The organism is Amycolatopsis halotolerans, from assembly GCF_042647905.1.
In the GTDB taxonomy this organism is placed as follows: domain Bacteria; phylum Actinomycetota; class Actinomycetes; order Mycobacteriales; family Pseudonocardiaceae; genus Amycolatopsis; species Amycolatopsis halotolerans.
Window position 1 is genome coordinate 92,769 of sequence record NZ_JBHRWI010000003.1, and the last position, 25,036, is coordinate 117,804.

The 25,036-nt window shown below is 69.1% G+C and carries 25 protein-coding genes; 8 read left to right on the forward strand and 17 right to left on the reverse strand.

Annotated features, from left to right (window positions below):
- Positions 1 to 338 precede the first annotated feature (338 nt).
- The 4 genes from ACFORO_RS01840 (at position 339) to ACFORO_RS01855 (ending at position 6,216) form a co-directional block, all read left to right on the forward strand.
- Complete coding sequence (locus ACFORO_RS01840) at positions 339 to 1,763, forward strand: xanthine dehydrogenase small subunit (RefSeq protein WP_377868908.1); 1,425 nt, start codon at positions 339 to 341, stop codon at positions 1,761 to 1,763.
- The gene (gene xdhB / locus ACFORO_RS01845) at positions 1,760 to 4,132 is read left to right on the forward strand and encodes a xanthine dehydrogenase molybdopterin binding subunit (RefSeq protein WP_377868907.1); all 2,373 of its coding nucleotides are present in this window, start codon (positions 1,760 to 1,762) and stop codon (positions 4,130 to 4,132) included. The genes ACFORO_RS01840 and xdhB overlap by 4 nt, the downstream gene beginning before the upstream one ends.
- Positions 4,129 to 4,953: a xanthine dehydrogenase accessory protein XdhC gene (xdhC, locus tag ACFORO_RS01850; protein ID WP_377868906.1), complete on the forward strand. Its 825-nt coding sequence runs from the start codon at positions 4,129 to 4,131 to the stop codon at positions 4,951 to 4,953. Before xdhB ends, xdhC begins: the two co-directional genes overlap by 4 nt.
- A 72-nt stretch (positions 4,954 to 5,025) precedes the next feature.
- Positions 5,026 to 6,216 carry a GNAT family N-acetyltransferase gene (locus ACFORO_RS01855; protein WP_377868905.1) on the forward strand — a complete coding sequence of 397 codons (1,191 nt, stop codon included), beginning with the start codon at positions 5,026 to 5,028 and terminating at the stop codon, positions 6,214 to 6,216.
- Here ACFORO_RS01855 and ACFORO_RS01860 read toward each other — a convergent pair.
- From ACFORO_RS01860 to ACFORO_RS01870, 3 genes are read right to left on the reverse strand one after another with little or no spacing between them, the layout of a single operon-like run.
- Positions 6,213 to 6,767, reverse strand: coding sequence for a TetR/AcrR family transcriptional regulator (locus ACFORO_RS01860; protein ID WP_377868904.1), 555 nt, complete (start codon positions 6,765 to 6,767; stop codon positions 6,213 to 6,215). The two genes, ACFORO_RS01855 and ACFORO_RS01860, sit on opposite strands and share 4 nt — an antisense overlap.
- Positions 6,764 to 8,080, reverse strand: a complete 1,317-nt coding sequence (locus ACFORO_RS01865; RefSeq protein WP_377868903.1) for an amidase — start codon at positions 8,078 to 8,080, stop codon at positions 6,764 to 6,766. The genes ACFORO_RS01860 and ACFORO_RS01865 overlap by 4 nt, the downstream gene beginning before the upstream one ends.
- On the reverse strand, positions 8,067 to 8,267 hold the full coding sequence (locus tag ACFORO_RS01870) for a hypothetical protein (RefSeq protein WP_377868902.1): 201 nt from the start codon (positions 8,265 to 8,267) through the stop codon (positions 8,067 to 8,069). Before ACFORO_RS01870 ends, ACFORO_RS01865 begins: the two co-directional genes overlap by 14 nt.
- An 87-nt stretch (positions 8,268 to 8,354) precedes the next feature.
- Here ACFORO_RS01870 and ACFORO_RS01875 point away from each other — a divergent pair, with 87 nt between their 5' ends.
- The gene (locus tag ACFORO_RS01875) at positions 8,355 to 9,218 is read left to right on the forward strand and encodes an MBL fold metallo-hydrolase (protein WP_377868901.1); all 864 of its coding nucleotides are present in this window, start codon (positions 8,355 to 8,357) and stop codon (positions 9,216 to 9,218) included.
- A 130-nt stretch (positions 9,219 to 9,348) separates the two neighbouring features.
- On the opposite strand, the gene ACFORO_RS01880 is transcribed toward ACFORO_RS01875, so the two are convergent.
- From ACFORO_RS01880 to ACFORO_RS01910, 7 genes are all read right to left on the reverse strand, one after another.
- The gene (locus ACFORO_RS01880) at positions 9,349 to 10,683 is read right to left on the reverse strand and encodes an MFS transporter (RefSeq protein ID WP_377868900.1); all 1,335 of its coding nucleotides are present in this window, start codon (positions 10,681 to 10,683) and stop codon (positions 9,349 to 9,351) included.
- 107 nt (positions 10,684 to 10,790) lie between these two features.
- Positions 10,791 to 11,321, reverse strand: a complete 531-nt coding sequence (locus ACFORO_RS01885; RefSeq protein WP_377868899.1) for a flavin reductase family protein — start codon at positions 11,319 to 11,321, stop codon at positions 10,791 to 10,793.
- Positions 11,322 to 11,395: 74 nt separating this feature from the next.
- Complete coding sequence (locus tag ACFORO_RS01890; RefSeq protein WP_377868898.1) at positions 11,396 to 11,740, reverse strand: cupin domain-containing protein; 345 nt, start codon at positions 11,738 to 11,740, stop codon at positions 11,396 to 11,398.
- Positions 11,737 to 13,197, reverse strand: coding sequence for a 4-hydroxyphenylacetate 3-hydroxylase family protein (locus tag ACFORO_RS01895; protein WP_354738577.1), 1,461 nt, complete (start codon positions 13,195 to 13,197; stop codon positions 11,737 to 11,739). Before ACFORO_RS01895 ends, ACFORO_RS01890 begins: the two co-directional genes overlap by 4 nt.
- On the reverse strand, positions 13,197 to 13,856 hold the full coding sequence (locus tag ACFORO_RS01900; RefSeq protein WP_377868897.1) for a DUF2848 family protein: 660 nt from the start codon (positions 13,854 to 13,856) through the stop codon (positions 13,197 to 13,199). The genes ACFORO_RS01895 and ACFORO_RS01900 overlap by 1 nt, the downstream gene beginning before the upstream one ends.
- Positions 13,853 to 14,665, reverse strand: coding sequence for a carbon-nitrogen family hydrolase (locus tag ACFORO_RS01905; protein ID WP_377868896.1), 813 nt, complete (start codon positions 14,663 to 14,665; stop codon positions 13,853 to 13,855). Before ACFORO_RS01905 ends, ACFORO_RS01900 begins: the two co-directional genes overlap by 4 nt.
- Positions 14,662 to 15,321, reverse strand: coding sequence for a GntR family transcriptional regulator (locus ACFORO_RS01910; protein ID WP_377868895.1), 660 nt, complete (start codon positions 15,319 to 15,321; stop codon positions 14,662 to 14,664). Before ACFORO_RS01910 ends, ACFORO_RS01905 begins: the two co-directional genes overlap by 4 nt.
- A gap of 632 nt (positions 15,322 to 15,953) precedes the next feature.
- Here ACFORO_RS01910 and ACFORO_RS01915 point away from each other — a divergent pair.
- Together ACFORO_RS01915 and ACFORO_RS01920 are read left to right on the forward strand one after the other, a co-directional pair.
- A complete protein-coding gene (locus tag ACFORO_RS01915) occupies positions 15,954 to 17,147 on the forward strand; it encodes a ricin-type beta-trefoil lectin domain protein (protein ID WP_377868894.1) in 1,194 nt (397 codons plus the stop codon).
- A 299-nt stretch (positions 17,148 to 17,446) separates the two neighbouring features.
- A complete protein-coding gene (locus ACFORO_RS01920; RefSeq protein WP_377868893.1) occupies positions 17,447 to 18,667 on the forward strand; it encodes an amidohydrolase family protein in 1,221 nt (406 codons plus the stop codon).
- Here the strand turns inward: ACFORO_RS01920 and ACFORO_RS01925 are convergent.
- The 4 genes from ACFORO_RS01925 to ACFORO_RS01940 form a co-directional block, all read right to left on the reverse strand.
- The gene (locus tag ACFORO_RS01925) at positions 18,622 to 20,400 is read right to left on the reverse strand and encodes a glycoside hydrolase family 76 protein (RefSeq protein WP_377868892.1); all 1,779 of its coding nucleotides are present in this window, start codon (positions 20,398 to 20,400) and stop codon (positions 18,622 to 18,624) included. The genes ACFORO_RS01920 and ACFORO_RS01925 overlap by 46 nt on opposite strands.
- Before the next feature lie 111 nt (positions 20,401 to 20,511).
- Positions 20,512 to 20,703, reverse strand: a complete 192-nt coding sequence (locus tag ACFORO_RS01930) for a hypothetical protein (RefSeq protein ID WP_354738563.1) — start codon at positions 20,701 to 20,703, stop codon at positions 20,512 to 20,514.
- Positions 20,704 to 20,788: 85 nt separating this feature from the next.
- On the reverse strand, positions 20,789 to 21,214 hold the full coding sequence (locus ACFORO_RS01935; RefSeq protein ID WP_354738561.1) for a DUF3237 domain-containing protein: 426 nt from the start codon (positions 21,212 to 21,214) through the stop codon (positions 20,789 to 20,791).
- A complete protein-coding gene (locus ACFORO_RS01940; protein WP_377868891.1) occupies positions 21,211 to 21,660 on the reverse strand; it encodes an ester cyclase in 450 nt (149 codons plus the stop codon). The genes ACFORO_RS01935 and ACFORO_RS01940 overlap by 4 nt, the downstream gene beginning before the upstream one ends.
- A gap of 58 nt (positions 21,661 to 21,718) precedes the next feature.
- On the opposite strand from ACFORO_RS01940, the gene ACFORO_RS01945 reads away from it, so the two are divergent.
- Entirely contained in the window at positions 21,719 to 22,315 is a 597-nt protein-coding gene (locus ACFORO_RS01945; RefSeq protein WP_377868890.1) for a TetR/AcrR family transcriptional regulator, read from the forward strand.
- Here the strand turns inward: ACFORO_RS01945 and ACFORO_RS01950 are convergent.
- The 3 genes from ACFORO_RS01950 to ACFORO_RS01960 form a co-directional block, all read right to left on the reverse strand.
- A complete protein-coding gene (locus tag ACFORO_RS01950) occupies positions 22,312 to 22,878 on the reverse strand; it encodes a TetR/AcrR family transcriptional regulator (RefSeq protein ID WP_377868889.1) in 567 nt (188 codons plus the stop codon). The genes ACFORO_RS01945 and ACFORO_RS01950 overlap by 4 nt on opposite strands.
- 358 nt (positions 22,879 to 23,236) lie before the next feature.
- Positions 23,237 to 23,812, reverse strand: coding sequence for a dihydrofolate reductase family protein (locus ACFORO_RS01955; protein ID WP_377868888.1), 576 nt, complete (start codon positions 23,810 to 23,812; stop codon positions 23,237 to 23,239).
- Positions 23,813 to 23,911: 99 nt separating this feature from the next.
- A complete protein-coding gene (locus ACFORO_RS01960; protein ID WP_377868887.1) occupies positions 23,912 to 25,030 on the reverse strand; it encodes an FAD-dependent monooxygenase in 1,119 nt (372 codons plus the stop codon).
- Positions 25,031 to 25,036 lie beyond the last annotated feature (6 nt).

Genomic DNA, 25,036 nt, shown 5'->3' on the forward strand with positions numbered 1-25,036 from the left:
CGACGCCCACCCTTGTCTCGCGCTGTGCCCGGCGTTACGCTTCGTCGACGGTGGTGCGCCCGCACCGCCCGTTCCGTTCGCTCTCGAGGAGGTGCGCGATGCTTCTGACCTCCGGTCAGCTCGCCGACCTCCGTCAGCGCACGCGCCAGTCCGCTTGGAACAAGGGGCGCGTCGCGCACGGCTGGCCAACGCGCCGCTGAGCGGTCTCCCCGCTCGGCACGCGCTCGCGCACGGGCCCGAGTCCCAGTGCCGCGAACCTCCCCACGGTCCCCTGACCCGCGCCGCTGCGGCGCGTCGGCGGCCGTGGACCCAGCCGAGAAAAGACGAGAGGAACTCCGATGGTCGACCCCGAGGTGACCGTCAACGGGAAACGCACCGCGATCGGCGCCGTTCCCGTGCACACCACGGCACTGGACTGGCTCCGCGGACAGGGCCTGACCAGCTGCAAGGAGGGCTGCGCCGAAGGCGAATGCGGCGCGTGCGCGATCCTGGTCGCGCGCCCCGGCGTCGAATCCCCGACGGACCTGGTCGCGATCAACGCGTGCCTCGCCCCGGTCGGCTCGCTGGACGGGCAGGAGGTGTGGACGGCCGAGGGTCTCGGCTCCGCCGAGGACTTGCACCCGGTGCAGCACGAAATGGCCGTGCGCGGCGGATCCCAGTGCGGTTACTGCACTCCCGGCTTCGTCTGCAGCATGGCCGCCGAGTACTACCGCGGCGACCGCGACGCGACCGGCGACGACCACGCGCCGAACGGCTTCGACATCCACGCGCTGAGCGGAAACCTCTGCCGCTGCACCGGATACCGGCCGATCCGCGACGCCGCGCACGCGCTCGGCGCTCCCCCTGCATCGGATCCGCTGGCACAGCGACGGGCCTGCGGTGCGCCGGAACCCGTTGCGACACAACTGCATGACGACGGACGGGACTACCTCCGACCGGCCAGCTGGACCGAAGCGCTGCAGCTGCGCCACGACCGTCCTAACGCGACCTTCGTGGCCGGATCGACGGACTGGGGCGTCGAGGTGAACATCCGCGGCGTCCGGGCGGACTGTGTCGTCGCCATCGATCGCGTGCCTGAGCTGCAACTGCTGGACATCGGCGCGGAGACGATCGAAATCGGGGCCGGGCTGAGCCTCACCGAAATGGACCGCCGCCTCGACGGAAGGGTGCCGCTGCTGAGCCAGCTGATCCCGCAGTTCGCGTCGCGATTGATCCGGAATGCCGCGACACTCGGCGGAAACCTCGGCACTGGCTCACCGATCGGCGACTCCGCCCCGGTCCTGCTCGCTCTCGGCGCGAGCGTCGTGCTGTCCTCTGTGGACGGAGACCGCGAGGTGCCGCTCGGCGAGTACTTCACCGGTTACCGGCAGAGTGTCCGGCGGGCCGACGAGCTGATCAGGTCTGTCCGGATTCCCTTGCCGCTGGCCGGAACCACGGCGTTCCACAAGGTCGCCAAACGGCGGTTCGACGACATTTCCAGCGTCGCCGTCGCGTTCGCGCTCGACATCGAAGACGGTCTCGTGCGCACCGCGCAGATCGGGCTCGGCGGGGTCGCCGCGACGCCGATCCGGGCCAAAGACACCGAAGCTGCGCTCGTCGGGCAGTCCTGGAGCGAGGAAACCGTCCGCGCCGCCGCGGAAATCCTGCGCGGCGAGGGCACGCCGATGGACGACCACCGCGCGAGCGCGGCCTACCGCGCCGCGACGTTGGGCCGCAGCCTGCTGAAACTGCACGCCGACTCTCTGGAGGGGGCACGAGCATGAGCGCCTTGTCCGAACGTCCGGAAAGCCCGTCCATCGGGATCGCCCGGCCGCACGAAGCCGCCGCGGCGCACGTCCGGGGCACCGCGCTGTACACCGACGACCTCGTCGCCCGCACCAAAGACGTCCTGCACGCATACCCCGTACAGGTAAACGAGGCCCACGCGAAGGTGCTCGCGATCCGCACCGAGGCAGCCGAGGCCGTGCCCGGCGTGGTCCGGATCCTCACCGCGGCGGATGTCCCTGGGGTCAACGATTCCGGCGTGCACCACGACGAACCGCTGTTCCCGTCCGAGGTGATGTTCTTCGGCCACGCGGTGGCCTGGGTGCTCGGCGAAACGCTGGAAGCGGCGCGGCTGGGCGCGGCGGCCGTCGAGGTGGACACCGAAGCGCTGCCGTCGCTGGTGACGGTCGGCGAGGCGATCGCCGCGGGCAGTTTCCAGGGCGAGCCGCGAGTGGTGGCGCGCGGGGACGTCGACCCCGCGATGGCCGGTTCAGCGCACGTTTTCCGCGGCGAGTTCGACTTCGCCGGCCAGGAGCACTTCTACTTGGAAACCCAGTGCGCGCTGGCGCACGTGGACGAGTCCGACCAGATTTTCGTGCAGAGCAGCACGCAGCACCCGTCGGAAACGCAGGACATCGTGGCGCACGTGCTGGGCAAGCACAGCCACGAGGTCACCGTGCAGAGCCTGCGGATGGGCGGCGGCTTCGGCGGCAAGGAATGGCAGCCGCACGGCTACGCCGCGGTCGCCGCGCTCGGCGCGACGCTCACCGGACGTCCGGTGCGGCTGCGGCTGACCCGCACCCAGGACATGACGATGACCGGGAAACGGCACGGGTTCCACGCCGAATGGAGCGTCGGCTTCGACTCCGACGGCAAGCTTCAGGCGCTGGACGTCGTGCTGACCGCGGACGGCGGCTGGAGCCTCGACCTGTCCGAACCGGTGCTCGCCCGCGCGCTGTGCCACGTCGACAACGCGTACTGGATCCCGCACGTCCGCGCGATGGGGCGGATCGCGAAGACGAACAAGACGTCGCAGACCGCGTTCCGCGGGTTCGGCGGACCGCAGGGCATGCTGGTAATCGAAGATATCCTCGGCCGCTGCGCACCCATGCTCGGCATCGACCCGATCGAGCTGCGGCGGCGCAACTTCTACTCCGAAGGCCAGGACACGCCGTACGGGATGCCGGTGCGGCACCCGGAACGCATCCACCGGATCTGGCAGCAGCTCCTCGACTCGGGCGACGCCGAGCGTCGGCAGGCCGAGATCGCGGCGTACAACGCGCAGCATCCGCATTCCAAGCGCGGCCTCGCGATCACGCCGGTGAAGTTCGGGATCTCCTTCAACCTCACCGCGTTCAACCAGGCCGGCGCGCTGGTGCACGTGTACAAGGACGGCTCGGTCCTGATCAACCACGGCGGCACCGAAATGGGCCAGGGCCTGCACACGAAGATGCTGCAGGTGGCCGCGACCGCGCTGGGCGTGCCGCCGGAGAAGGTGCGGCTGGCCCCGACCCGGACGGACAAGGTGCCGAACACCTCGGCCACCGCGGCGAGTTCGGGCGCGGACCTCAACGGCGGCGCGGTCAAGAACGCCTGCGAGCAGATCCGAGACCGGCTTCTCCCCGTCGCGGCGGGCAAGCTCGGCGTTCCGGAAAGCGACGTCCGGATCGTCCGCGGCGCCGCGCGCACCCCGTCCGGCGAGGAACTCGGCTGGGACGAACTCGTGCACGCGGCCTACTTCGACCGGGTGCACCTGTCGGCCGCCGGGTACTACCGGACCGAGGGCCTGAGCTGGGATTCCGCCACGATGAGCGGCACCCCGTTCAAGTATTTCGCCTACGGCGCGGCGCTGGCCGAGGTCGAGGTGGACGACTTCACCGGCGCGTACCGGACGCGGCGGGTCGACATCGTGCACGACGTCGGCGACAGCCTGTCCCCGCTGATCGACATCGGCCAGATCGAGGGCGGCTTCGTGCAGGGCATGGGCTGGCTGACGCTGGAAGACCTGCGCTGGGACGAATCCGACCGGCCCTCGCGCGGACGGCTCGCGACCCAGGCGGCGAGCACGTACAAGCTGCCGAGCCTGTCGGAGATGCCGGAGGTCTTCAACGTCACGCTGCTGACCGACGCCGCGGAAGAAGGCGCGGTCTACGGGTCGAAGGCGGTCGGCGAACCGCCGTTGATGCTGGCCTTCGCGGTGCGGGAAGCGCTGCGGCAGGCGGTCGCCGCGTTCGGCGAGCCCGGGCACAGCGTCGACCTGGCTTCCCCGGCGACGCCGGAGGCGGTGTTCTGGGCGATCGACCGCGCCGTCACCGCCGCTTCAGTGATCGATGCGGCGCAGGTACCGGATCTGGTGGTCCAGCCGTGAACTGGCTCAGCGCGGTGCAGCACCTGCGGGACGCGGGGCTGCCGGGCGTGCTCGTCACGGTGACGTCCTCGCGCGGGCACACCCCGCGCGAGGGCGGCGCGAAAATGGTGGTGGGGTCTTCGGAAACCCACGGCACGATCGGGGGCGGCAACGTCGAGGCGGTCGCGATCGAGCGAGCCCGGGAACTGTTGCGGGACAACGCGACCGCGCCCGAGCTGCAGACGCTTTCGTTGTCCGACAAGGCTCCTTACCAGCACGGAGTGCAATGCTGCGGAGGGACGATGACGCTGTTGTTCGAGCCGCTTCCGGTGCGTCCGGCGGTGGCGGTCTTCGGGGTCGGGCACGTCGGCCTGGAGCTGGCGCGGGTGCTCGCCCGGCACGAGGTTTCGCTGCATCTGATCGACAGCCGACCGGCGCAGCTGACCGACGAACGGCTGGCTGTGCTCGACGACGCGGTGGCGAGCGTGCACGTCCACCAGGTCCCGCTGCTGCCGGAGACGGTGCTGTCGGAGCTGCCCGCGGGCACGCACGTGCTGATCATGACGCACGACCACGCCGAGGACATCGCGCTGTGCGACGCGGCTCTGCGCAGCGGGACGTGCGGGTCGATCGGGCTGATCGGGTCCGCCGGGAAGTGGTCGCGGTTCCGGAAGCGCCTGACCGCCCTCGGCCACGACGAGGCCGCGCTGGCCCGGATCACGACACCGATCGGGCTTCCGGACCTGACCGGCAAGGAACCGGCGGTGATCGCGGTGAGCGTCGCGGCGGCGTTGCTGCGGAAGTTCCAGGCGCGCGTCCGGCCGGGCGCGCTTCAGGCGTAAATCGCTTGCCTGCCCCCGGGAGCGCGGCTGGGATACGGTTGAGACACCGTCAGCTCCCGGGGGACTTCTGCGATGGAAATTCGGCACGACAACGACTACGACCTGTACTTCAGCACCGTCCAAGCCGCGTTCGGCCGGTATTGGCCGGAGTCGGCGGGCAGCGGTGTCCTCGGCGCTTACGAGAAGGAACGGAGCCTGGTCGCCTTCGCCCCGGACGGGAAGCCGGTCGGCACCGCCGCCGCGCACTCCTTCGACCTCACCCTGCCTGGTGACGTCCTCGTCCCCGCTGCCGGCGTGACCGCGGTCGGCGTGCTGCCGACGCACCGGCGGCAAGGCGTGCTCCGCGCGATGATGCAGGAACAGCTCGCCGACGTCCGTGCCCGCGGCGAGTTTCTGTCCGTCCTGCTCTGCAGCGAAGCGGTGATCTACAGGCGGTTCGGCTACGGACCGGCGACGTACACGGAGCAGATGACCGTCGAGCGGCACCGGACCGAATTCGCCGCTCCGCGCGGGGCTGGCGTCGAAACCGGCTCCATCGAACTGCTGCGGCGCGTCGACTGCGGAGAGCTTCTGGAGGAGATCTACGACCGGTACCGCCGGACGCAGCCTGGTGCGCTGTCGCGGCCGCACCGCTGGTGGGCGCTGGGCGCGGGCCACCCGCCGACCGGACCGGAGCCGCGCTACCTCGCCGTGCACCGGGACACCGGCGGTGTCGCGAACGGGTACGCGAGCTACCTGGTCACGGACGGCACTCTGACGGTCGACGAGGTCATCGCGGTCGACGACGCGGGGTTCACCGCGCTCACGCAGTTCCTGCTCGGACACGACCTGGTCAAGAAGATCGAGTTCAAGCACCTCCCGCCGGGGAACCCGCTGCGCTGGCAGCTGGCGGACCTGCGCGCGGCCGAGCCGAGGGGGACGGACTGGCTGTGGGTGCGGATCCTGGACGTCCCGCGCGCGCTGACCGCGCGTGGCTGGTTCACGGACGGTTCGCTGGTCCTCGACGTGACCGACCCGTTCCTCGACCAGGACGGCCGGTATCTGCTGACGGTGCGGGACGGGAAGGCCGAGTGCACGCGGACGGATCTCGCGCCTGACCTGTCCCTGGATGTGAGCGATCTGGGGTCGGTCTACCTCGGCGGGACCCTGCCGAGCGTGCTGGTCCGGGCCGGGCATGTCCGGGCGCACCACGGAGAGGCGGCCGGACGGGCGGATCTGCTGTTCCGGTCCGATCGTGCGCCGCACTGCGTGCACTGGTTCTAAGCCAGCACCTCAGCGGCCAACCGGCGGGCGTAGGCGGCGTCGAGACCGTCCGGACGGAACAGGATCCGGTACATGATCGGCGCCACCACCCGGTCCATCACCGCTTCCGCCGAAGGAGCCGCCTCGCCGCGGGCCACCGCCCTCGCCAGGACTACTTCGACCTGGTCAGCGGCGTAAGCCGAGCACTGTCCGGCGTTGCTCCCGTCCGGGTCGCCGAGCAGCGCGTCGCGGATGTAGGCCCGGCCGGCGGGCGACGACATCTCGTCCAGGAACAGTTCGGTCCACGCCGCCAAGTCCTCCGCCAGCGAACCGTGGTCCTCGGGCGGCGCTTCCGGGCGCAGCCGCTCGACCGCGACGTCCGACAGGAGTTCCTGCAGGTCTCCCCACCGTCGGTAGACCGTCGACGGCGTGACGCCCGCGCGCGCGGCGACCTGGGGCACGGTCAGCGCGTCCCGGCCAGCTTCGGCGATCAGGTCGCGGACGGCGGCGTGCACCGATTCCTGGACTCGCGCACTGCGCCCGCCCGGACGCACCATCCGCTTCTGGCTCACCTTGCCACTTTAAGCCGCGTCCGTTCCAGGGCGTGGCCGGTCCGCAGCAGCACCGGTTCGCCGTGCGGTCGGGCGAGCAGTTGCAGGCCGATTGGCATCCCGTCCGGGTCGTCGCCGATCGGGAGGGTCAACGCTGGCGCGCCGGTGATGTTCGCGGGGGCCGACAGCCGTACATACGCGTCCGAGACCGCTTCGACGGTGCCGTCGGACCAGTTGATCGTCTCCTGTCCGGCTGGGACGGCGGTCATCGGGACGGTCGGTGCGGCGAGGACGTCGATCTTTTCGAACAGCTGCGTCCATTCTTCGCGCATGAGGGTGCGGGCGCGTTGGGCGCGCAGGTAGTCCCCCGCGCTCATCAGCTCGCCGGCTTCGAGCAGGACACGGACGTCAGCGGCGTACTGGTCGGGCACGGCTCGCAGGCTTCGTTCGTGATACGCCGTGGCTTCGGGGACCATCAAGCCCCAGTGCGTTGCCTGGAGGTAGCGGGTCATCGGGATTTCGACGTCGACCAGTTCGGCCCCGAGTTCGGAAAGGTGGTCGATGGCCTCGCGGACCGCGGCTTCCACCACCGGGTCGATGCGGTCGAAGTAGTAGTTGCCGGGGATTCCGACGCGTAGTCCGGTCAGGTCCTCGCCGGTCGGGAATGACTGTCCGATGAGGACGGACAGCACGAGCGCGGCGTCCTCGACGGTGCGGGTGATCGGGCCGACGTGGTCCAGCGACCAGGACAGCGACGTCACGCCGTTTCGCGGGATGAGGCCGTACGTCGGTTTGAGGCCCACGACTCCGTTCAGCGCGGCGGGGACACGGATCGAGCCGCCGGTGTCGGTGCCCAGCGCGAACATCGCGGCACCGGCGGCGACGGCTACTGCTGAGCCGCCGCTGGATCCCCCGGCCACGCGGGACGGGTTGCGGGCGTTGTGCGTCTGCGGAGTCGTGAGGCCGTAAGCGAATTCGTGCGTGTGGGTTTTGCCGAGGAGGACCGCTCCGGCGGCCTTGAGCCGGGCGGCGACGGTGCTGTCTTTCTCGGCGCGGTGTCCGGCGCGGACCTGGGAACTGGCGGTGGTCGCGGTTCCGGCGACGTCGATCAGGTCCTTCAGGCCCATGGGGATGCCGTGCAGCGGGCTGCGGATCTGGCCGAGTGCCGCGGCTTCGGCACGGGCCCGCTCTGCGTCCACTGAGACATACGCGTGCAGCCTGGGTTCTACCTCGTCGATGCGGGTCAGTACGTCCTCGACCAGCTCTGTTGGCGACACCCGCCGGTCACGGATCGCGGCGGAGGCTTCGGCGAGGGTGAGGTCAGCCAGCGACACGGACGTCCTCCTCCGCGCGATAGGTGGAAGCCGGTGCGGTGTCGCCGAAATCCAGGTCGCGCAGGACGGACACCACGGAGTGGATGTGGTTGGCGACGGCGGCCACGGTGGCATGTCTGGCTGCCTTCAGCGGCAATCCGGCCCGGGCAGCGAGATGCGCGGCCTCGGCGGGGGTCAGGTCGGGCACGAGGACTCCTAAAAGCTAAGTGTTTGCTTTAAGCGACGGTAGCGGCTACCGTCGCTTAAAGCAAACCTGTTGCGTTAAGGAGGGCTCATGTCTTGGACCATCGGCGAGGTCACGGTCCATCGGGTCGACGAGATCGAATTCCCCGCCGCGACCGGGCCGTGGCTGCTTCCCGGCGCGACGGCCGAGGTCGTCTCCGGCGAAGACTGGTTGCATCCGGATTTCGCCGACGGCGGCGCGATTCGCTTGCACAGCCACAGTTTCGCGTTCGAGAAGGACGGGATGAAGATCCTCGTGGACACCGGCGTCGGCAACGGGAAAACCCGCGCCAACCCGGCGTGGAACGACCTCGACACCGGGTACCTGGACGCGCTGACCGCCGCCGGGTTCGCGCCGGACGAGGTCGATCTGGTGCTGCTCACCCACCTGCACACCGACCACGTCGGCTGGAACACCCGAGAGGAGGACGGCGAGTGGGTGCCGACGTTCGCCTCCGCCCGGCACGTCACCTCCCGCGCCGAACGGGAGTTCTGGGCGGCCTACGAGATGGACGGGCCGCGGCGGCAGATGTTCGAGGATTCCGTGCTGCCGGTACAGCGTGCGGGGCTGCTGGACCTGGTCGACGTCCCCGCCGACGGGATGGAAATCGTGTCCGGCGTGCGGTTGCTGCCGACGCCCGGCCACACCCCCGGGCACGTCTCGATCGAGCTGACCAGCTCCGGCGAAACCGCGCTGATCACTGGGGACGCGGTGCACCATCCGGTGCAGTTCGCGCATCCGGAGATCGGTGCTTCGGTGGACATCGACCCGGCGGAATCCGAGAAGACCCGCCGTCGCCTCTTGGCCGAGCTAGCCGATTCGGGCGCTCTCGTGCTGGGCACGCATTTCGCCCCGCCCACCGGCGGCCGCCTGGTCCCCCACGGCTCCGGCTACCGGCTCGCGGAACGTCCGTGAGGGGAACCCTGAGGGAATCTGATTCCCTCAGGGTTCCCCTCACGAACTTCAGGACAGGTGGGCGGGCAGGTCTGCGACGGCCTCGCCGTGGAGAAGGTCCCCTTCGCCACGAGCGTAAGCGTCCAAGTACTCATTCAACGGGTGCACGGACTTGCTCCTTCTCTGCCACCGAACCGAGATCCACCGACTTCGTCTCCTTGGCCAGCAACGAAGCCACGAGCGAGATCAAGCCCATCACCGCCAAATAGACCCCGATCGCATAGCCGGTACCGAACTTGGCGTACAACCCGATCGCGATGATCGGCGCGAGCGAGCCCGCCAGCACCGACGCCAGGTTGTAGGCCAGCGAAACCCCGGAGTACCGCACCTCAGTCGGGAACAACTCCGCGAAGAACGCCCCGATCACGGAGCTGTACGCGGCGAAGATCAGCAACCCGCCAGCCACCGCGACTGTGATCAGCCCAGGACTCCGTGTGTCGACCAGCGCGAAGAACACGAACGCCCAGACGATCGTCGCCACCGAAGCCACCACGTAGATCGGCCGCCGCCCGATCCGGTCGGCCAGCAGGGCGAACAGCGGGATCGTCACCACCGCGCACGCCTGTCCGACCAGCACCGCCGTCAACCCGACCGAACTGTCCATTTTGAGCACAGTCGTGACGTAAGTGATGACGAACAACGAGAACAGATAGAACCCGGCATTCTCCCCGAAACGCGTCGCCGCAGCGAGAAGCACACTGCGCCAATGCTTGCGGATCACGACACCGGCAGGCAGCCCCTTGGGCTTCGGAGCGTCCTTGAACAACGGCGTCTCCGCGACATAAAGCCGCAGCCACAACCCGATCAAGACCAGCACCGCGGACAACCCGAACGCGATCCGCCAGCCCCACGACAGGAACTCAGCCGATGGCATCACCCCGCCGAGCACCGCCAGCACACCGGCAGCGAGCAGATTTCCCAGCGGCGGCCCGACATTCGGCCAAGAAGACCAGAAAGCCCGACGCGCGCTGTCGCCATGCTCGGACACCAGCAGCACCGCTCCGCCCCATTCGCCGCCGAGCGCAAACCCTTGCACCAGGCGGCAAACGACGAGCAGCAGCGGCGCAAGCACACCGACCGCCTCGTAAGTGGGCAACAGAGCGATCAAAAACGTCGAAGCACCCATCAGCAGCAGACTGGCGATGAGCGTCGATCGCCGTCCCTTTCGGTCGCCGAGGTGGCCGAGCACCACCGCGCCCAGCGGCCGGGCGAGGAAGCCGACCGCATAAGTGGCGAAAGCGAGAACCGTGCCGACCAAGGGGTCGTGCGAAGGGAAATACAGTTTATTGAAGACCAAAGTGGACGCGGTGCCGTACAGAAAGAAGTCGTACCATTCGACGGCGGTGCCGGCGAGACTCGACGCCGCCACCACCCCCAGCCGCGTGTGCGGGCGTTTTCTGTTACGTTCGCGAGAGGTATCGGCCATTTCGGCTCCTGTGGTCGGAGGGTCCGTGACGCGGATGAAGTGCTGATGCCGGAAGCCTCGGTGGCTGTTGGCGCAGCCACCGAGGCGTGTTCCCCCTGGGAACTGCCTCAGAAGAACCAGTGCACGGGCTCGTTGGCCCGGTCGGCGAGATCCGCGAACCGTCCGCCGTGGAACGCCAGCGGTTCGCCGTCGCGCTCGCACACGCTGCGCACGTGCCCGAACACGACCACGTGGTCGCCGGCGATCAGATGCCGTTCGACGTCGCATTCGAGGTGCGCGAAGGCGTCCGGGATCACCGGCACGCGGTGGCGGCCCTCAGTCACCTCCAGCCCGGCGAAGTGGTCCTCGCCGCGGCGGGCGAAGCGGAGCGCGAGCTGTTCCTGCCGCGCGGACAGGATGTTGACCGCGAACCGGCCCGCCTCGACGACCGCGTCGGTGCTGCGCGCGCCGGTCGTCAGGCACACCAGCAGCAGCGGCGGGTCGAGCGAAACCGACGTCAGCGAGTTGACGGTCATCCCGTGCGGCACCCCCGCCGCCCGGGTGGTGACCACCGCGACGCCGGTGGCGAAACGCCCCATCGTGCGGCGCATCGTCATCGGGTCGACCTCGGCCGAGGAAGTCGACGAAGTGGTGAGCATGGGCGTTCTCCTTGCGCAGGGGGCTCGTGAGCGGCTGTGCCGGTCAGCGCCGGCACAGCCACGCACGAGCGGGTTCAGGCGGGGTAGCGGACCTCGAACGTGACGACCCCCTCGTCGGTCCGCCACGGGCCGTGCGGCATGCCCGGCGGACGGCAGGCGTACATCCCCGCGGTGAACGTCCGGCCGAGCGTGAGGTCGGTGAACGAGCCCTCGAGAATGTAGACCTCCTCCCAGAAATCGTGTTTCTGCACACCCATCGGCGTCGAATCGGCACCCGGTTCGTAGCGCAGGATCCGCGTGGCGACGCCGGTTTCCGGGTCCTTGGCGAGGATCCGCTCGGTGATCTTCGGGTCGTCGCCGGGGCACACCGTGAAAGCGACGTCTGTCACCGAGAAGAATTCGTGTTCCGGTTTTTTCATCGGGTGATCGCTCCGTCGAGGTCGTAGCTGGAGAGGAAGGCGTCGATGTCGCTGAGCGCGCCGTCGAAACCGTAGTTGCGGTAGGCGTAACCCTTCACCACGAACGGCGCGCCGGCGTAGAACATCTCGTACTGGTGGTGGCGTCCGGCGAATTCGCTGCCGACGACGTCCCAGGCGAGCTTGAACAGCTTCACCCGCTCCTCCGCGGGCGCGGACGGGCTGTGAATGTATTTGTCGATATCGGCGCGGGTCTCCGGGTTCGTCAGGTCCGCGACGCTGGAGGGCACCTGCAGCACCCCGCCGCCGACCAGGTCGCGCAGGATCGCCAGCAGCCGCGGGTACAGCTCGGCCTGCAGCCCCATCGCGCCGTACACCGCACGGGAGCCGGGCCGCCACATGCCGTTGCCGTCCGGTTCCGCGGTGTATTCCGCGGCCAGGACCGCCGACTCCACAATGGACGCGAGGCTCGCCAGCTCGCCGAGTTTTTCGACCACACCGGGGAACTTGTCGACTCCGTTGACCGCCGCGACCTTGCGCGCCAGCCCGGCGATGAACTGCGTCTTCACCATGAACCGGATCTGCGCCTGCCAGTTGCCGAACACGTGCGCACCGGTGTCGAAGAACTGCCGGCGCAATCCGGCGACATCGCGGTAGACGAACACCCGGTCCCACGGAATGAAGACGTCGTCGAAAACCACCAGCGCATCGGTTTCGTCATAGCGCGAGGTGAGCGGGTAGTCGTATTCACTCGTGGCCGCCGGCGCATACGGACGACGGCAGTAGAGCTTAAGCCCTTCTGCGTCAACGGGAACCGCGAAGCCGAGCGCGAAGTCAGCGTCCTCCGGGCCGAGTGGCTTGATGCAGGACACGAAGATCTCGTCGGCCACCGCACCGCCGGTCGCGAGCATCTGCGCGCCACGGATCACGATGCCGTCCTCGCGCTCTTCCGCGACGCCTGCCTGGATCAGGTCGCCTTCCCAGGCGTGCGCGGTGGTCGCTCGCGAAACCTGCGGCGGAATGATCGCGTAGGAGACGTACAGATTCTCCTCCAGCACCCGCTTGTGGTACGCGGCGATGTTGGCGGAAAAGTCCCGCTCGCCTTGCGAAAACGCCTCCGGGTGCGCGGAAAACGCCGCGACGAACGCGCCGACGTGGTCCGGGCTGCGGCCGACCCAGCCGTGGGTGTGCCGCGCCCAGGTGGTCGCCGCTTCGCGGTACGCCTTCAGGTCTTCGCGGCTGCGCGGCGGCGTGAAGAGCCGGTTCACGCCTGCCCCGGTCGTCTCGTCGGTGACCGAGATGCCGGACTCCGGGTCGGCCGCGAGGTCGAACAGTTCCGCGATGGTCTTCGCGATCGGCGCGAACGCCGGGTGGTGGGCCACGTCCTCGACCGGCGCGCCGTCGAGGTAGATCCGCCGGGGGCCTTTCAGTGCGGCCAGATAGTCGGCTCCGCTGCGCATCACTCGCTCCTCTGTTTCGTTTCGTACGCGTGGGTCAGGGTCGGACCGCCGGGCAGTTCCAGGTGGACGCGCCAGTACGCGCCATAGGCGAACTCGCCGCCGAGCAGCGGCAACGTGCCGCAGTACAGCGCGAAATCGCCGTCGACCGGACCGAGCCGGTCGAGCAGATCCGCCGGGTGCCGCAGCGCGGCCAGTTCCCCCTTCTGATACGGGCAACCGTCCACACTGGAGTCCGCGACCACGTGGTCCCAGTCCGGAACGGACACTTCGGAACCGAGTTCGGCGACCACTTCCCCGAGCGGTTTCGGACAGGCCGCCTTGGACAGTGCGACCCCGTCCCGCTCCAGGTCGCGGTCGGTGTGATCGGACCCGACCCCGAGGAAGTACCTCCCCTGATGCCGGATCAGCACCGGCTCGACCTCGCCGGACGTCCCCGGCGCGCGCACGCCGACCACCGGCTCGGTCGTCAGCAATTCCGGGTCCAGGTGATAGAACGCGGGCACCGATTCCGGCCGCGGCACGCCGATCGCCGCCAGTTCGGCGATGTGCTCCTCGACCGCGGCCTCGTCGCTCCCGGTGTACCCGGCCACCACCAGCCGCGCCGGAGCGAACGCCAGTTCCTCCCCGGTTCCCGCGACGTGCAGCACAATCGTGGTCATACTCCCGCTCCCGTGAAGTCTGCTGTGGACACCGGCCACCGCCGATCGGCCAGCACCGGGAACTCCGCCCGCACCGTGTCCACAATGGATTGATCGATTTCGCAGCGCAGCACTTCCTCTCCGCCGCCCGCCTCCGCCAGTACCGTGCCCCACGGATCGACGATCCGGCTGGTACCGGCCAGTTCGACGCCGCCGCGCTGCGTGCCGGCCGCGTTCACCGCGATCACCACGACCTGCTCTTCCACCGCACGGCACGAGGTGAACATCCGCCAGTGCTCGCGCCGCGCCGCCGGCCACGCGGCCGGAACCACGACCGTCTTCGCGCCGCGGTCCACGAGGCCGCGCCACAACTCGGGAAACCGCAGGTCGTAACAGGTCGTCGCGCCGATCGGCCCGAGTTCCGTTTCCGCGACGCTGAGGCTGTCCCCCGGAGTGAGCAATTCCGCCTCGCGCGAGGCATACCCGAAGACGTGCACCTTGCGATAGGTATGCGCGATCGTGCCGTCCGGCGCGAGCAACACCGCGGTATTGAACAGCCGTCCCGCCGCGTCCCGCTCCACCAGACTGCCGAGATGCACGTACGCACCCAGGCCGCGCGCCCACTCGCGCCCCGCCGCCACCGTCGGCCCGTCGAGGGTTTCCGCCTCGTCCGGATACGCGTCGAACGAGAAATACCCGGCAGCCCACAACTCCGGCAGCACGACCAGCTCGGCCCCGCGCGCCGACTCCACCAGCTGCCCGGCCCGCACCCGGCGGTCCGCGGCTGTTTCGTCCGGCGGGCTGGCCAGCTGCACCAGCGCGACCTTCACAGCCGCTCCTCGACCCGCAACGCCGTCATCGTGCTGGACAAATGCTTCGCCAGCGCTTCTCCCGCCGCCGACGGCTCGCCGCCACGCAATGCTTCGACGATCGCCGCGTGCTCAGCCAGCACTGTTTCGGCGCGGGTCTCACTGCCCGCGACCGCGCGCAACCCCATCCGGACCTGCCGGTCCCGCAACGATTCGTAGAACTCGGCCAGCACCGGATTCCCCGCCCGCCGCACGATCGCCCGGTGGAACGCGCGGTCGAACTCGATGAACCGCACCGGCTCGTCGACCACTTCGCGCTGCTTCGCGAGAATGTCGTCCAGCTCGGCGAGGAAGGCCCCGTCGACGCGCTCGGCGAGCTTGCGGACGCACGAGTCCTCGACGAGCTCGCGCGCCTCCATCACCGCCCGCACCTCCGCGTCGGAGATCGGCGGCACGAACGCGCCCTTCTTCGGCACGATCTCGAGGAACCCCTCGGCCTCGAGCCGCAGCAGAGCCTCCCGCACCGGAGTACGGGACGTCCCGGCCGCCTCGGCGACCTCCGATTCGGTGAGGAAAGTCCCGCCGTCGCGCGGAAGCTCGGCGATGCGCTGCTTGAGGAACCGGTAGGTGACGTCCTGCGCGGACCCGGCCCGCCCAGCCTGTCGTACACTGCTCATGGACAAGATGTATACATCACGCATGGCAGGCGGGCAAGAGGTGTTTGCCGAGGTTGAGCGGTTGTGACGGGTGACGAGGGCGGCTGGACGGGCGACTGGTCAGCGGGGCTTCTCGGGGTTGAGCGAGCGCAATGCCCGGGACTTGAGCCGCGCAGCCCGCATCCGCGACCGTCCACAAAGGACACCAACGGTGCCGAGATGCCCGCTTTATCACCATGTGGCCGGGTCTTGAGGTCCGTGAGGGGAACCCTGAGGGACTCTGATTCCCTCAGGGTTCCCCTCACGGACGCGTGACCTCAGCGCACGGCAACGCCGCCGCGCACCGGGCCGCCGTGGATCGCGCGGGGCACCGGGTCACCGCCGCGGTGGGAGAGCACTGAACCCTCCGTGCCGTCGATTCCCGCATACCGCACTCCGGAAATGCCCGCGCGGACCCCGGGAATGCCCGCGTGCACCGCGTCCGGCGCCCCGGCGAGACAGAAAACCGGTCAAGCGGCCTCGGCCCGGTTGACGAATCACCGACCGTCTTTACGCTGGCAATCACGCCGGGCAGCGGAATCGTCTTCGAAGCTCACTTCCTCCGCGATCATCCGGCATTCCACAGTGGATTTTCCGAGGAAGGGCGGAATCCCGTGAGAAAAAGAACTCGCGCCGCGGCGATCGCGGCCGCAGTGCTGGCCGGATCCTTGGCTATTTCCGCGCCGGCCACCGCTTCCCAGACGGTCCCCCATTCCACCCCGTGCGACGGGGACGGCCAGAGCGGAAAACGCGTCCAGGCAGTCTACGTGCACGCGACCGACCAGCCGGACCGGCACGACCAATTGGCCGAGCAGTTCCGCACTTTCGCCGACCGGATCGACGACGATTTCGTCGAGGCGGGACTGCGGCTGGGCGGCGAAATCCGCCACGTGCGGTTCGCGACCGACGCGAACTGCCGCGCCACGATCGACGACGTCGCGATCGACCCGGCGAGGATGACCGACCCGCAGGCGATCGCGGGGGCCATCGGGGAGCAAGGCTACCGCCGCACCGACCGGAAGTACCTGGTCTGGTACGATAAAGACGGCTGCGGACTGGCTTTCGGCAGCGGCGGAGACGACCGTCCCGGCGCGGACAACCAGTACAACAACGGCCCGCATTACGCGACAGTCGGCACCGGATGCTGGTCCTGGCAGGCGAGCGGGCACGAACTGCTGCACACCCTCGGCGCGGTGAACTCGAGCGCCCCGCACGCGTCGCGGAACGGTCATTGCTGGGACGACGAAGACATCATGTGCTACGACGACGGCGGATTGCCGAATCCGCCGGGACATCTCGTGAAATCGTGCCCCGGCGCGCCGGAAAACCAAATAGACTGCAACGGCGACGACTACTTCAACACCCGTCCGCCGGGCGGCACCTACCTCGCCACGCATTGGAATGTAGCCAACAACGATTTCCTCATCCGCGGCGACCGCCCCTATGCCGTCGGCACCATCACCGGCGCGGAAAACCGTTGCGTGGACGTCGCGTTTTCCGGGCGGGACAACGGAACCGCAGTGCAATTGTGGGGATGCGACTACACGAGCGCCCAGCAATGGACGATCCGCGACGGAACGCTCCGTTCGCTGGACAAGTGCCTGCGCACCTCCGGCGACCTCGCCGAACTGTGGGATTGCGACGGTTCCGCCGCGCAGAACTGGCAAATCCGCGGCGACGGCACCATCCTGAACCCCGCTTCGGGCCGCTGCCTGGGCACCAAGGACGGCGCGACAGCCGAAGGCACTCGCCTCGCGCTGCGCGACTGCACGGGATCCGCTGACCAGAAGTGGAACACGCCTTCCTGACCGGCCGCTGACTGGCCCTTGACCGGCCCGGGCGTTCCGGCGGGACGTCCGGGTCTTCCATGCCCCCGGCAGCTTCGGCATCGCCTCTCGGCACCAAGGGTGACGCGACCGCAGCAGGCGCTCGCGTCACCCTGCGCGGGCACCGCCGAGCAGAGGCAGCTCGCTTCCAGCCGCCCCCGGACCTTCGCACACCCGGTTACCTCGATCTCACCAGCTACCCGAAAAGTGCCTCCTTGGCACCAAAACCACCGCCGCTTACGGTTCCGGAGTCACCGCCGCACGACCTGCCGGGAGTCTCCGTGGATCACTTCGTCATCACTGGCGCACGCGTCTTCGACGGCGAGAACTCGCTCGGGATCGTGGACGTCGAGGTCGCCGACGGAAGGATCGCCAGCATCGGAGGCAACCGTCCCGACGGGGTCGAGCTCATCGACGGCACCGGGGCCACCCTCCTCCCCGGCCTTATCGACGCGCACACGCACACCGACGCGCAGTCGCTCCGGCAGGCGCTGACGTTCGGCGTCACCACCGAACTCGACATGCTCTCCATGCCGGAGCAGATGATTCCGTTGCGCCGCCGCACCGCAGCCTCGAATAATCTCGCCGACGTGCGTTCTCCCTCCATCGGGCTCACTCCCGAAGGCGGGCATCCGCATCAGCTGCGGAAAGGCGAAGGCGACCCGCCGTGGCCGACGGCGGCCCGGGCGGATGAGGTGGCGGCGTTTGTCGAGGCCAGGATCGCCGAGGGGGCCGACTATCTCAAAGTCCTGGTCGAGGACGGCCGGCTGTTCGGGAGCGAAACCCTGCCCCGCCTCGCTCCCGAACTGGTCGAGGCGACGGTCCGCGAAAGCCACCGGCGCGGGAAAATGGTGTTGGCGCACGCGATGACCGTCGAGACGGTGGAACAGGTTGTCGACGCGGGAGTCGACGGGCTCACTCATCTCTTCGCCGACAGGCCGCACACTGCACGATTGGTCGAGAAGATCGCTGCCAGCAACATCTTCGTGATTCCCACCTTGACAGTGCTCGCGTCGATCACCGGTGAGCCGGTCGGTCGCCGACTCGCCGAGGATCAGCGGGTTTACCCCAAGCTGACGCCGGAGTGGCGAGAGAATCTTTCCGGCACGATGAGCACCAGTCCCCGCAAGCACTTCGACTATGCGCTGGAAACACTAGCCGCGCTGAGGGAAGCCGGGGTCGACCTCCTCGTGGGCACGGACGCGGCGCATCTCGGTGCGCCGGGAATGGCGCACGGCGCCAGCCTGCACGGCGAGTTGCAGCTCCTCACCAAGGCGGGATTCACCCCGACGGAAGCTCTGCGAGCAGCGACATCCATCCCGGCGAAGCGCTTCGGACTGACCGACCGCGGCCGGATCAAACCCGGTCTCCGCGCGGACCTCACGATGGTCACCGGCGACCCGACGGTCACCATCGACGACACCCTCGACATCCAGCGCGTGTGGCGCAACGGAACCTACCGCGCAGCGGCAGCGATCAACGCCTCCAGCCCCGAAGCCTGAGTCCGCCAATCCACCGCGTTCGACGCACCGCCGGCCCACCGCTCACCGATCCGGTTCAGCGAGTCCCGATCCCGCGACCACACCGAATCCGCTTGCTGTCGCACGAAATCCTGATACACCGAGGATCCGGCAGCCGAGGCGAGATCACCGAAGTACCGCATGAAAACGCCCTTGAACTGCTTCTGATTGTCATCACACGAACCGGTGTCACACGATTCCACCAGCACTCCACCCGAGGTGAGGCCAGTCATCGCCGCGTCCGCCAGCCGACGGGCGGCGTCCATATAGGACTGATCACCGGTCGCCCGCCAGAGCTCGGTGAAGCCGCCGATGGCCAGGCCCTGGTTGTAGGTCCAGACGGTCTGTCCGTTGTTCGCGCACCCCGAGGTGAGACCGTCGTTGACCAGGCCAGCCGAGTTGATCAGACCGCTCCGCAGGTACCAATCCCCAGCTTCACGAGCACGGGCCAGCCATTCGGTGTCACCGTCCAGGCGGCGGTGCAGGGCAGCGGCGAGGCGGAGATAGAGACCGCTGGTGACGGCGTTCTTGTACGTCCGTTCCCGATCCCACCACACTCCCCCGCCACAGGTGCCGGGATCCCAGAAACCGTGTACATAGTCGGCGATTTTCGTGGCTTCGGCGAGATAGCGCGCATCGTGCGTACGGTCGTACGCCGCGAGCCACGCCAGGCCCCACCACGCGGTGTCGTCGACGGCCCGGCTGATGAAGTCGCCGTCGATCGGGTCGGAACTGCGTGCTCCGGCGGGGAAGGCGGAGCGGTTCACGTCGAAGACCCGCGCCAGGACCGGATCCAGGCCGGAGACCCCGGAATCCGCCAGTGCGGTCACCGCGACCGCCGAGTTCCACCAGCTCGACGGCCACCAGGCGCGGTAAACGTCTTGGGACCACAGCAAAGCGTCGGCACCAGCGGCGACCCGAGACTGAGCTGGACGTGCCCACGCGGTGCAGGCGCCCTCCTGGTGCGCGGATTCCCGGCCGCACGCCCGAACGGCGCCGCCGTTCATCCGTCCGCGTGGATCTCGAGCGGCGAAGGTCGCGGTCTGTGTCGCGGTCGCACCGGAGGGGACGCTCGTGCGGCCGAGCGACGAGCCGTCTGGCCAGGTCGCGCCCGCGTCCCAAGAACGGTCCAGCCAGATCTCGTCGCCGGGGCCGCCGGAATCGAGGCCGGCCCAGGCCATGCCGCGGTCGTCGAAGTGCAGCCGGACGGAGCGGCCGAAGATTGTCGCGGGTGCCACCGGCTGGTTGTCGCCGGCACCAGGCGCCGAACCGTCGCAGGCGGTGTCGCAGACGGTCGGGTAGATCCAGGCTGTGCACGCGACCGCTTGCGCGTCGCCGCAGGCACGGAGCAGGCCGCGGCGGTGGCCGACGGGATCGGCGAGGTTGTACATGAGCGTGCGGGTGCCGGTCCAGGTGTCCGGAATGCTCGCTTTGCCCAGCAGGCCGTCCCAGGTGGCGCCGCCGTCCCAGGACCGGTCGAGCCAGACCGCGTCGCCGGTGCGGCCGTTGTCGATGCTGGCCCAGGCCATCCCGTCGGAATCGGAGACGTGCAGTCGCAGCACCCGGCCGTTGATGTCCTTGTCCGGCAAGGGAAACGTCTCTTGCGCGGCCCGCGACGGATCGAGCGTGTCACAGGAAAGCGCGCACACGGCAGCGGCCGCGCGCGGGACGGTCAACGAGGCGAACACGAGCAGCACTACGAGCACGGTCCGCATGGACTCGTCCCCTCGCCTGGGTGAATTTCCGCCCAGGATAAGAACTCGCGCGGGCGCCGGTGAAGGCCCGCGCGCGGTTCTGTCCCGTTCCGGACAGCCGGGTTAACCCGATCAGCCGCCGCTGCCCTGGCGCCGTCCGACCGAACGGCCGATGAAGTACCCGAGGATCAGCCCGACGATCAGGCCGATCGCGACGAAGAAAATGATCGTGGCGGCCGCGATCTTGCCGACCGTGCCGAGGAATCCCTTGGCCTCGAGATCGGTCGCGATCGCCACGGACTGGGTGAGTGCGTAGTGGGTCATGCCTCCCAGGATGGCACCGGGCCGCGCGCGCCGCCGAGACGACGCGCGGGAGCACGGCGTTGACGAAGCTCACCGGCCCGCGCCGCTACAAGACCTCGGCGATCCGGTAAGCGACCCCGCCGTCCACCAGATAGCCCGACCCCACGCCGACGACGTCGTTGAGCCACGCGTACTGCTCCGCCCCGGTTTCGAACAGCGGATTCGTCCGGAAGTACGCGCCCGAGGCGGTACGGCGGCCGCGGTAGGTCAGGTGCAGCAACGCGCCGTCGTGGGTGCGCAGCGCGAGCCGGACGTCCAGCGTCATCGTCCCGTCCGGCCGGAACACCGCCCAGTCGCCGCCGCCCGGAAGCACTTCGCCGTGCAGCCGCGGCCCGTGGAAGGTTCCGCCGGCGGAAGCGAAAAACACCCGCCCGTCCCCGAATTCCACCCGCGGGCTCAGGTCCACGACCACGTCGAACAAGTACCGGGTGGCGACCTCGCCGACGTCCCGCACCCGCGCGTCGAGGTTCATGCCGCGACTCCGAACAGGGTGCGCCGGACCGCGTCCGTCGAGACGCCCGACTGCGCGCACAACTCCGCCAGGTCGAAGAAGAACCGTTCGCCCGCGATGAGCCGGTCCTGGAACGAGAACTGGATGACCACCGGCAGCTCGGCCCTGATGCCGCCGGGACGGACCCCGAACCGCTCCCCGGTCATCGTCATCCGCGCCGTTCCCCAGCAGACCAGGGTCTCGTCGTTCTCCGCGTGGCCGTGCAGCGCGACCTCGTAGTCCGGGAACGACGCGAAGAACCGGGTCAGCGCCCGCTCGTTCTCCGCGAGCCCGCGCGCTTTCGTGCCGAAGGCCGGCGTCTCCAGCAGCATCCCGGGGTGCATCAGCCGAAGCGCGGCGGGCACGTCCCGGCGGCTCTTCGCCACGGCCAGCCCGCGGGCCAGTTCAACCATCCATGAGTCGGCCATGAACCAAACATACGGTCGTACGTATTTATTGACAAGAGCCTGTGGCAGGATGCTTCCGGTGAGCGAAGGCGAACAGGACGGGCGGTTGCTGCGCGGGGCACGATCCCGGCAGACGGTCGTCCGGCACGCGGTCGACGTCGCGTCGGCGGACGGGCTCGACGGCCTGAGTTTCGGCAGGCTCGCCACCGACCTCGGGATCAGCAAGGCGGGCATCCAAACCCTGTTCGGCACGAAGGAAAACCTTCAGCTCGCAGTCATCGAGGGCGCGCGCGAACTCTTCGCCGAGGCCGTGCTCCGCCCCGCCGCGGACCAGCCGCCGGGCATCGCGCGACTGACCGCGTTGATCGAGCGGTGGCTTGATTACGCCAGGAAACCGCTTTTCCCGGGCGGTTGTTTCTGGGCGGCGAATCTCCCGGTCTTCGACAGCAAACCGGGCCCGGTGCGGGATCTTCTCGCGCGCCAGCAGCAAGCCTGGCGCGACCTGCTCGCCGGGGAACTGCGGCACATCGCGGAAATCGACGCCGAGAGCACCGCTTTCCAGATCGACGCGGTGCTCACCGCCGCGAATATCGCACTGCGGCTCGGCGACCACGCAGCCGCGGACACCGCCCGCCGCACCGTCGAGCGACTCCTCCCGGAACGGACGGCCGGCTAGGGATTCGCGCCCCGGACAAGCAATTCCGCCACCGCGCGCGCAGCCGCCTCGACGTCGTCGCCGACGGCCGCGGGCAACGCGCGCTGCAGCCACAGCGTCGCGAACCCGTGCACGAGCGACCAGGCCGCCGCGCCGGCGACCACCGGATCGACGCTTCCGTCCCGGAAACCGGCGATCGCCCAGTCCATCGCCTGGTTGCTGCGCTCCTGCGCGGCCCGCAGGTCCGGATCGTCGGCGCGGAGCAGCTCCGGGCGGAACATGACCTCGAAGTGCGCCCGGTGCTCGACCGCGAACGACACGTACGCGACCCCGGCTTCGAGCAGGTCCGACGACGGCGGCAGCTCCTCGAGGGTGTCCGCGAGCAGGTCGAAACCCTGCGCGGCCACCGCGGTGAGCAGCCCGGACCGGTCGCCGAAATGGTGCGCCGGGGCAGCGTGCGAAACCCCGACCCGACGGGCCAGGTCGCGCAGGTTGACCGCGGCCGGACCGGAGTCGCCGAGCACCTCGACAGCCGCGGTCAGCACCGCCTGCCGCAGATCGCCGTGATGGTAACGACGGGCCATGCCCTCGAGTATGCCACCGACTTGTCAGTGACTAGTTTCAACGCCGAACCCCGGAGAACCACTCGGCGGTGCGTCCGGATCTCGTGGCGATGGTGCTGCCGGACAGCGGAATCCCCGCCCGGTCGCCGCTCCGGATCGTTCGGATTCCCGCAGTCGCCGGTCGAGGTCTTCCAGCCAGCACCCTGCCGCGAGGGAGCGGCGTGAGCACCCGGTCCGCCCTAGCGTGCCGTGCCCGCGCACCGCGCACTACCGCGACCTCTTCGACAGCTGGTTCACCCGCGCCGCCACGATTCGCGGCGTGTCGGACGCGGGCGCACCAGGCAAAGAAACCCCGGTGACCTGACCACCGTGCAGACGCTCAGCGGACGAATTCGAAAACCTGCTTCTGAATCCCGTTCGCATAGGTTTCGCTTTCGACCAGCTTCAGCGGCTGCTTCGCCTTGTCCGTCTCGCTGAATAGCCGCTTCCCGGCACCGAGCAAAACCGGGAAGACCAGCAGGTTCAGCCGGTCGACCAGGCCCGCGTCGGTGAGGTCGCGGACGAGCGTCGCGCTGCCGTTGACGATGATCGGACCGCCTTCGGTTTCCTTCAAAGCGGCGACCTCGTCGAGCGAGCGGAGGATGGTCGTTTCGCCCCAGTTCGTCACGAGGTCCTCGTCGCGCAGCGTGGTCGACACGACGTACTTCGGCATCACCTTGTAGTGCGGGAATTCCTCGGTCATGTCCGGCCACACCGGCGAAAACGCCTCGTAGCTGACGCGGCCGAGCAGCAGCGCGGCCGCCTCCTCCTGCTCGACGCCCTTGAGCGCGTAGGCGGCGGGGTCGAACTCGATGTCCTTGAACGTCCAGCCCGCGTTCCGGTAGCCGGCCTCGCCGCCGGGGGCTTCGACGACGCCGTCGAGGGACACGAACGCGGTGGCGATGAGGGTGCGCATGGGATCAGCTCCTGGTTCGGGATGGTGCCTGTTCACCTAAGCGTCGAACGGAGCCGACCCGATCAGACACGCCACCCGGAACCCGAGCTATGACCTGGATCACACCGCAGTGTGCCAGGCGTCGTACCCGTAGATCGCGTCCGCGGCGGCCGAACTGGTTCCGCTCTGCTTGAGCCAGCTGTTGTTCCGCGAGGCCAGCTGCACCTCGCGCGTCCGGTCCAGCCGGGCCGCCTGGTACGCCTTCAGCGCGACGTCGGTGTTCGGGTACGCCGCCAGCGCCCGCGACAGCACCACGCTGTCCTCAATGGCCATTCCCGCCCCCTGCGCCATGAACGGCATCATCGGGTGGCACGCGTCGCCCAGCAGCGTTACGGGGCCGGACGACCAGATCGGCAGCGGATCGCGGACGTACAGCGCGGACTGCAGCACCGAATCGCACGCCTCCAGCAACGCGCGAGCCTCGGGATGGAAGCCGCGGTACGCCTCGCGCAGTTCGTCGACGTCGCCCGGGGTGGTCCAGGATTCGTGCCGCCACTGGCTTTGCCGGGTCGTGGCGAAGACGAACACGTCCTCGCCGCGGTTGAGCGGGAAAACCACCAGTTGCGTGTCCGGATCCGGGCCCCACCACTTGGTGAAGGAGTCCAGGTTCGGCACGTCCACCGAACCCGCGGGCAGCACCGCGCGGTACGCGACGACGCCGGTGAACTCCGGGTGTTCCGCCCCGAACAACGCGGTGCGGACAGCGGAGTGGATGCCGTCAGCGCCGATCACGACGTCCGCGGAAGCCGCCGAAGAACCGAAGTCCAGCGCGACCGAGTCCGTTGTGGACAGTCCGGTCAGCTTGTGTCCCAAGTGGACCACGCCGTCCGGCAGCGCGCGTTCCAACGCGGCGAGCAGATCGGCGCGATGCATCGTGAGCTGCGGCGAACCGTAGCGGCGTTCGGCCTCGTCGCCCATCGGCAGCCGCGAGGTCTCCTCGCCGGTGTCCCAGGTGCGGCTGATCCGGTACTTCGGCCGCGCCGCGGTTTCGCGCAGTTCGTCGCCGACCCCGAGGCCGTCGAGGGCGCGGACGGCGTTGGGCGTCAGGTTGATGTCCGCGCCGACGCGGCCGAATCCGCCCGCCTGTTCGTGCACGACCGGCGAGAATCCGGCCTTCCGCAGGGCGACAGCGGCGGCCAGGCCGCCGATCCCGCCGCCGACGATCGCGATTTCCGGCACAGCGAA

Bases quoted from the DNA above. Each gene is read 5' to 3' on its own strand.
- ACFORO_RS01950 (WP_377868889.1), bottom strand. From the start codon at position 22,878: ATGGCCCGTCGTTACCATCACGGCGATCTGCGGCAGGCGGTGCTGACC.
- ACFORO_RS01955 (WP_377868888.1), bottom strand. From the start codon at position 23,812: ATGCGCACCCTCATCGCCACCGCGTTCGTGTCCCTCGACGGCGTCGTC.
- ACFORO_RS01940 (WP_377868891.1), bottom strand. From the start codon at position 21,660: ATGGCCGACTCATGGATGGTTGAACTGGCCCGCGGGCTGGCCGTGGCG.
- ACFORO_RS01930 (WP_354738563.1), bottom strand. From the start codon at position 20,703: ATGACCCACTACGCACTCACCCAGTCCGTGGCGATCGCGACCGATCTC.
- ACFORO_RS01855 (WP_377868905.1), top strand. From the start codon at position 5,026: ATGGAAATTCGGCACGACAACGACTACGACCTGTACTTCAGCACCGTC.
- ACFORO_RS01880 (WP_377868900.1), bottom strand. From the start codon at position 10,683: ATGGCCGATACCTCTCGCGAACGTAACAGAAAACGCCCGCACACGCGG.
- ACFORO_RS01840 (WP_377868908.1), top strand. From the start codon at position 339: ATGGTCGACCCCGAGGTGACCGTCAACGGGAAACGCACCGCGATCGGC.
- ACFORO_RS01935 (WP_354738561.1), bottom strand. From the start codon at position 21,214: ATGAACCTCGACGCGCGGGTGCGGGACGTCGGCGAGGTCGCCACCCGG.
- xdhB (WP_377868907.1), top strand. From the start codon at position 1,760: ATGAGCGCCTTGTCCGAACGTCCGGAAAGCCCGTCCATCGGGATCGCC.
- ACFORO_RS01885 (WP_377868899.1), bottom strand. From the start codon at position 11,321: ATGCTCACCACTTCGTCGACTTCCTCGGCCGAGGTCGACCCGATGACG.
- ACFORO_RS01875 (WP_377868901.1), top strand. From the start codon at position 8,355: ATGTCTTGGACCATCGGCGAGGTCACGGTCCATCGGGTCGACGAGATC.
- ACFORO_RS01925 (WP_377868892.1), bottom strand. From the start codon at position 20,400: ATGCGGACCGTGCTCGTAGTGCTGCTCGTGTTCGCCTCGTTGACCGTC.
- ACFORO_RS01910 (WP_377868895.1), bottom strand. From the start codon at position 15,321: ATGAGCAGTGTACGACAGGCTGGGCGGGCCGGGTCCGCGCAGGACGTC.
- ACFORO_RS01890 (WP_377868898.1), bottom strand. From the start codon at position 11,740: ATGAAAAAACCGGAACACGAATTCTTCTCGGTGACAGACGTCGCTTTC.
- ACFORO_RS01895 (WP_354738577.1), bottom strand. From the start codon at position 13,197: ATGCGCAGCGGAGCCGACTATCTGGCCGCACTGAAAGGCCCCCGGCGG.
- ACFORO_RS01900 (WP_377868897.1), bottom strand. From the start codon at position 13,856: ATGACCACGATTGTGCTGCACGTCGCGGGAACCGGGGAGGAACTGGCG.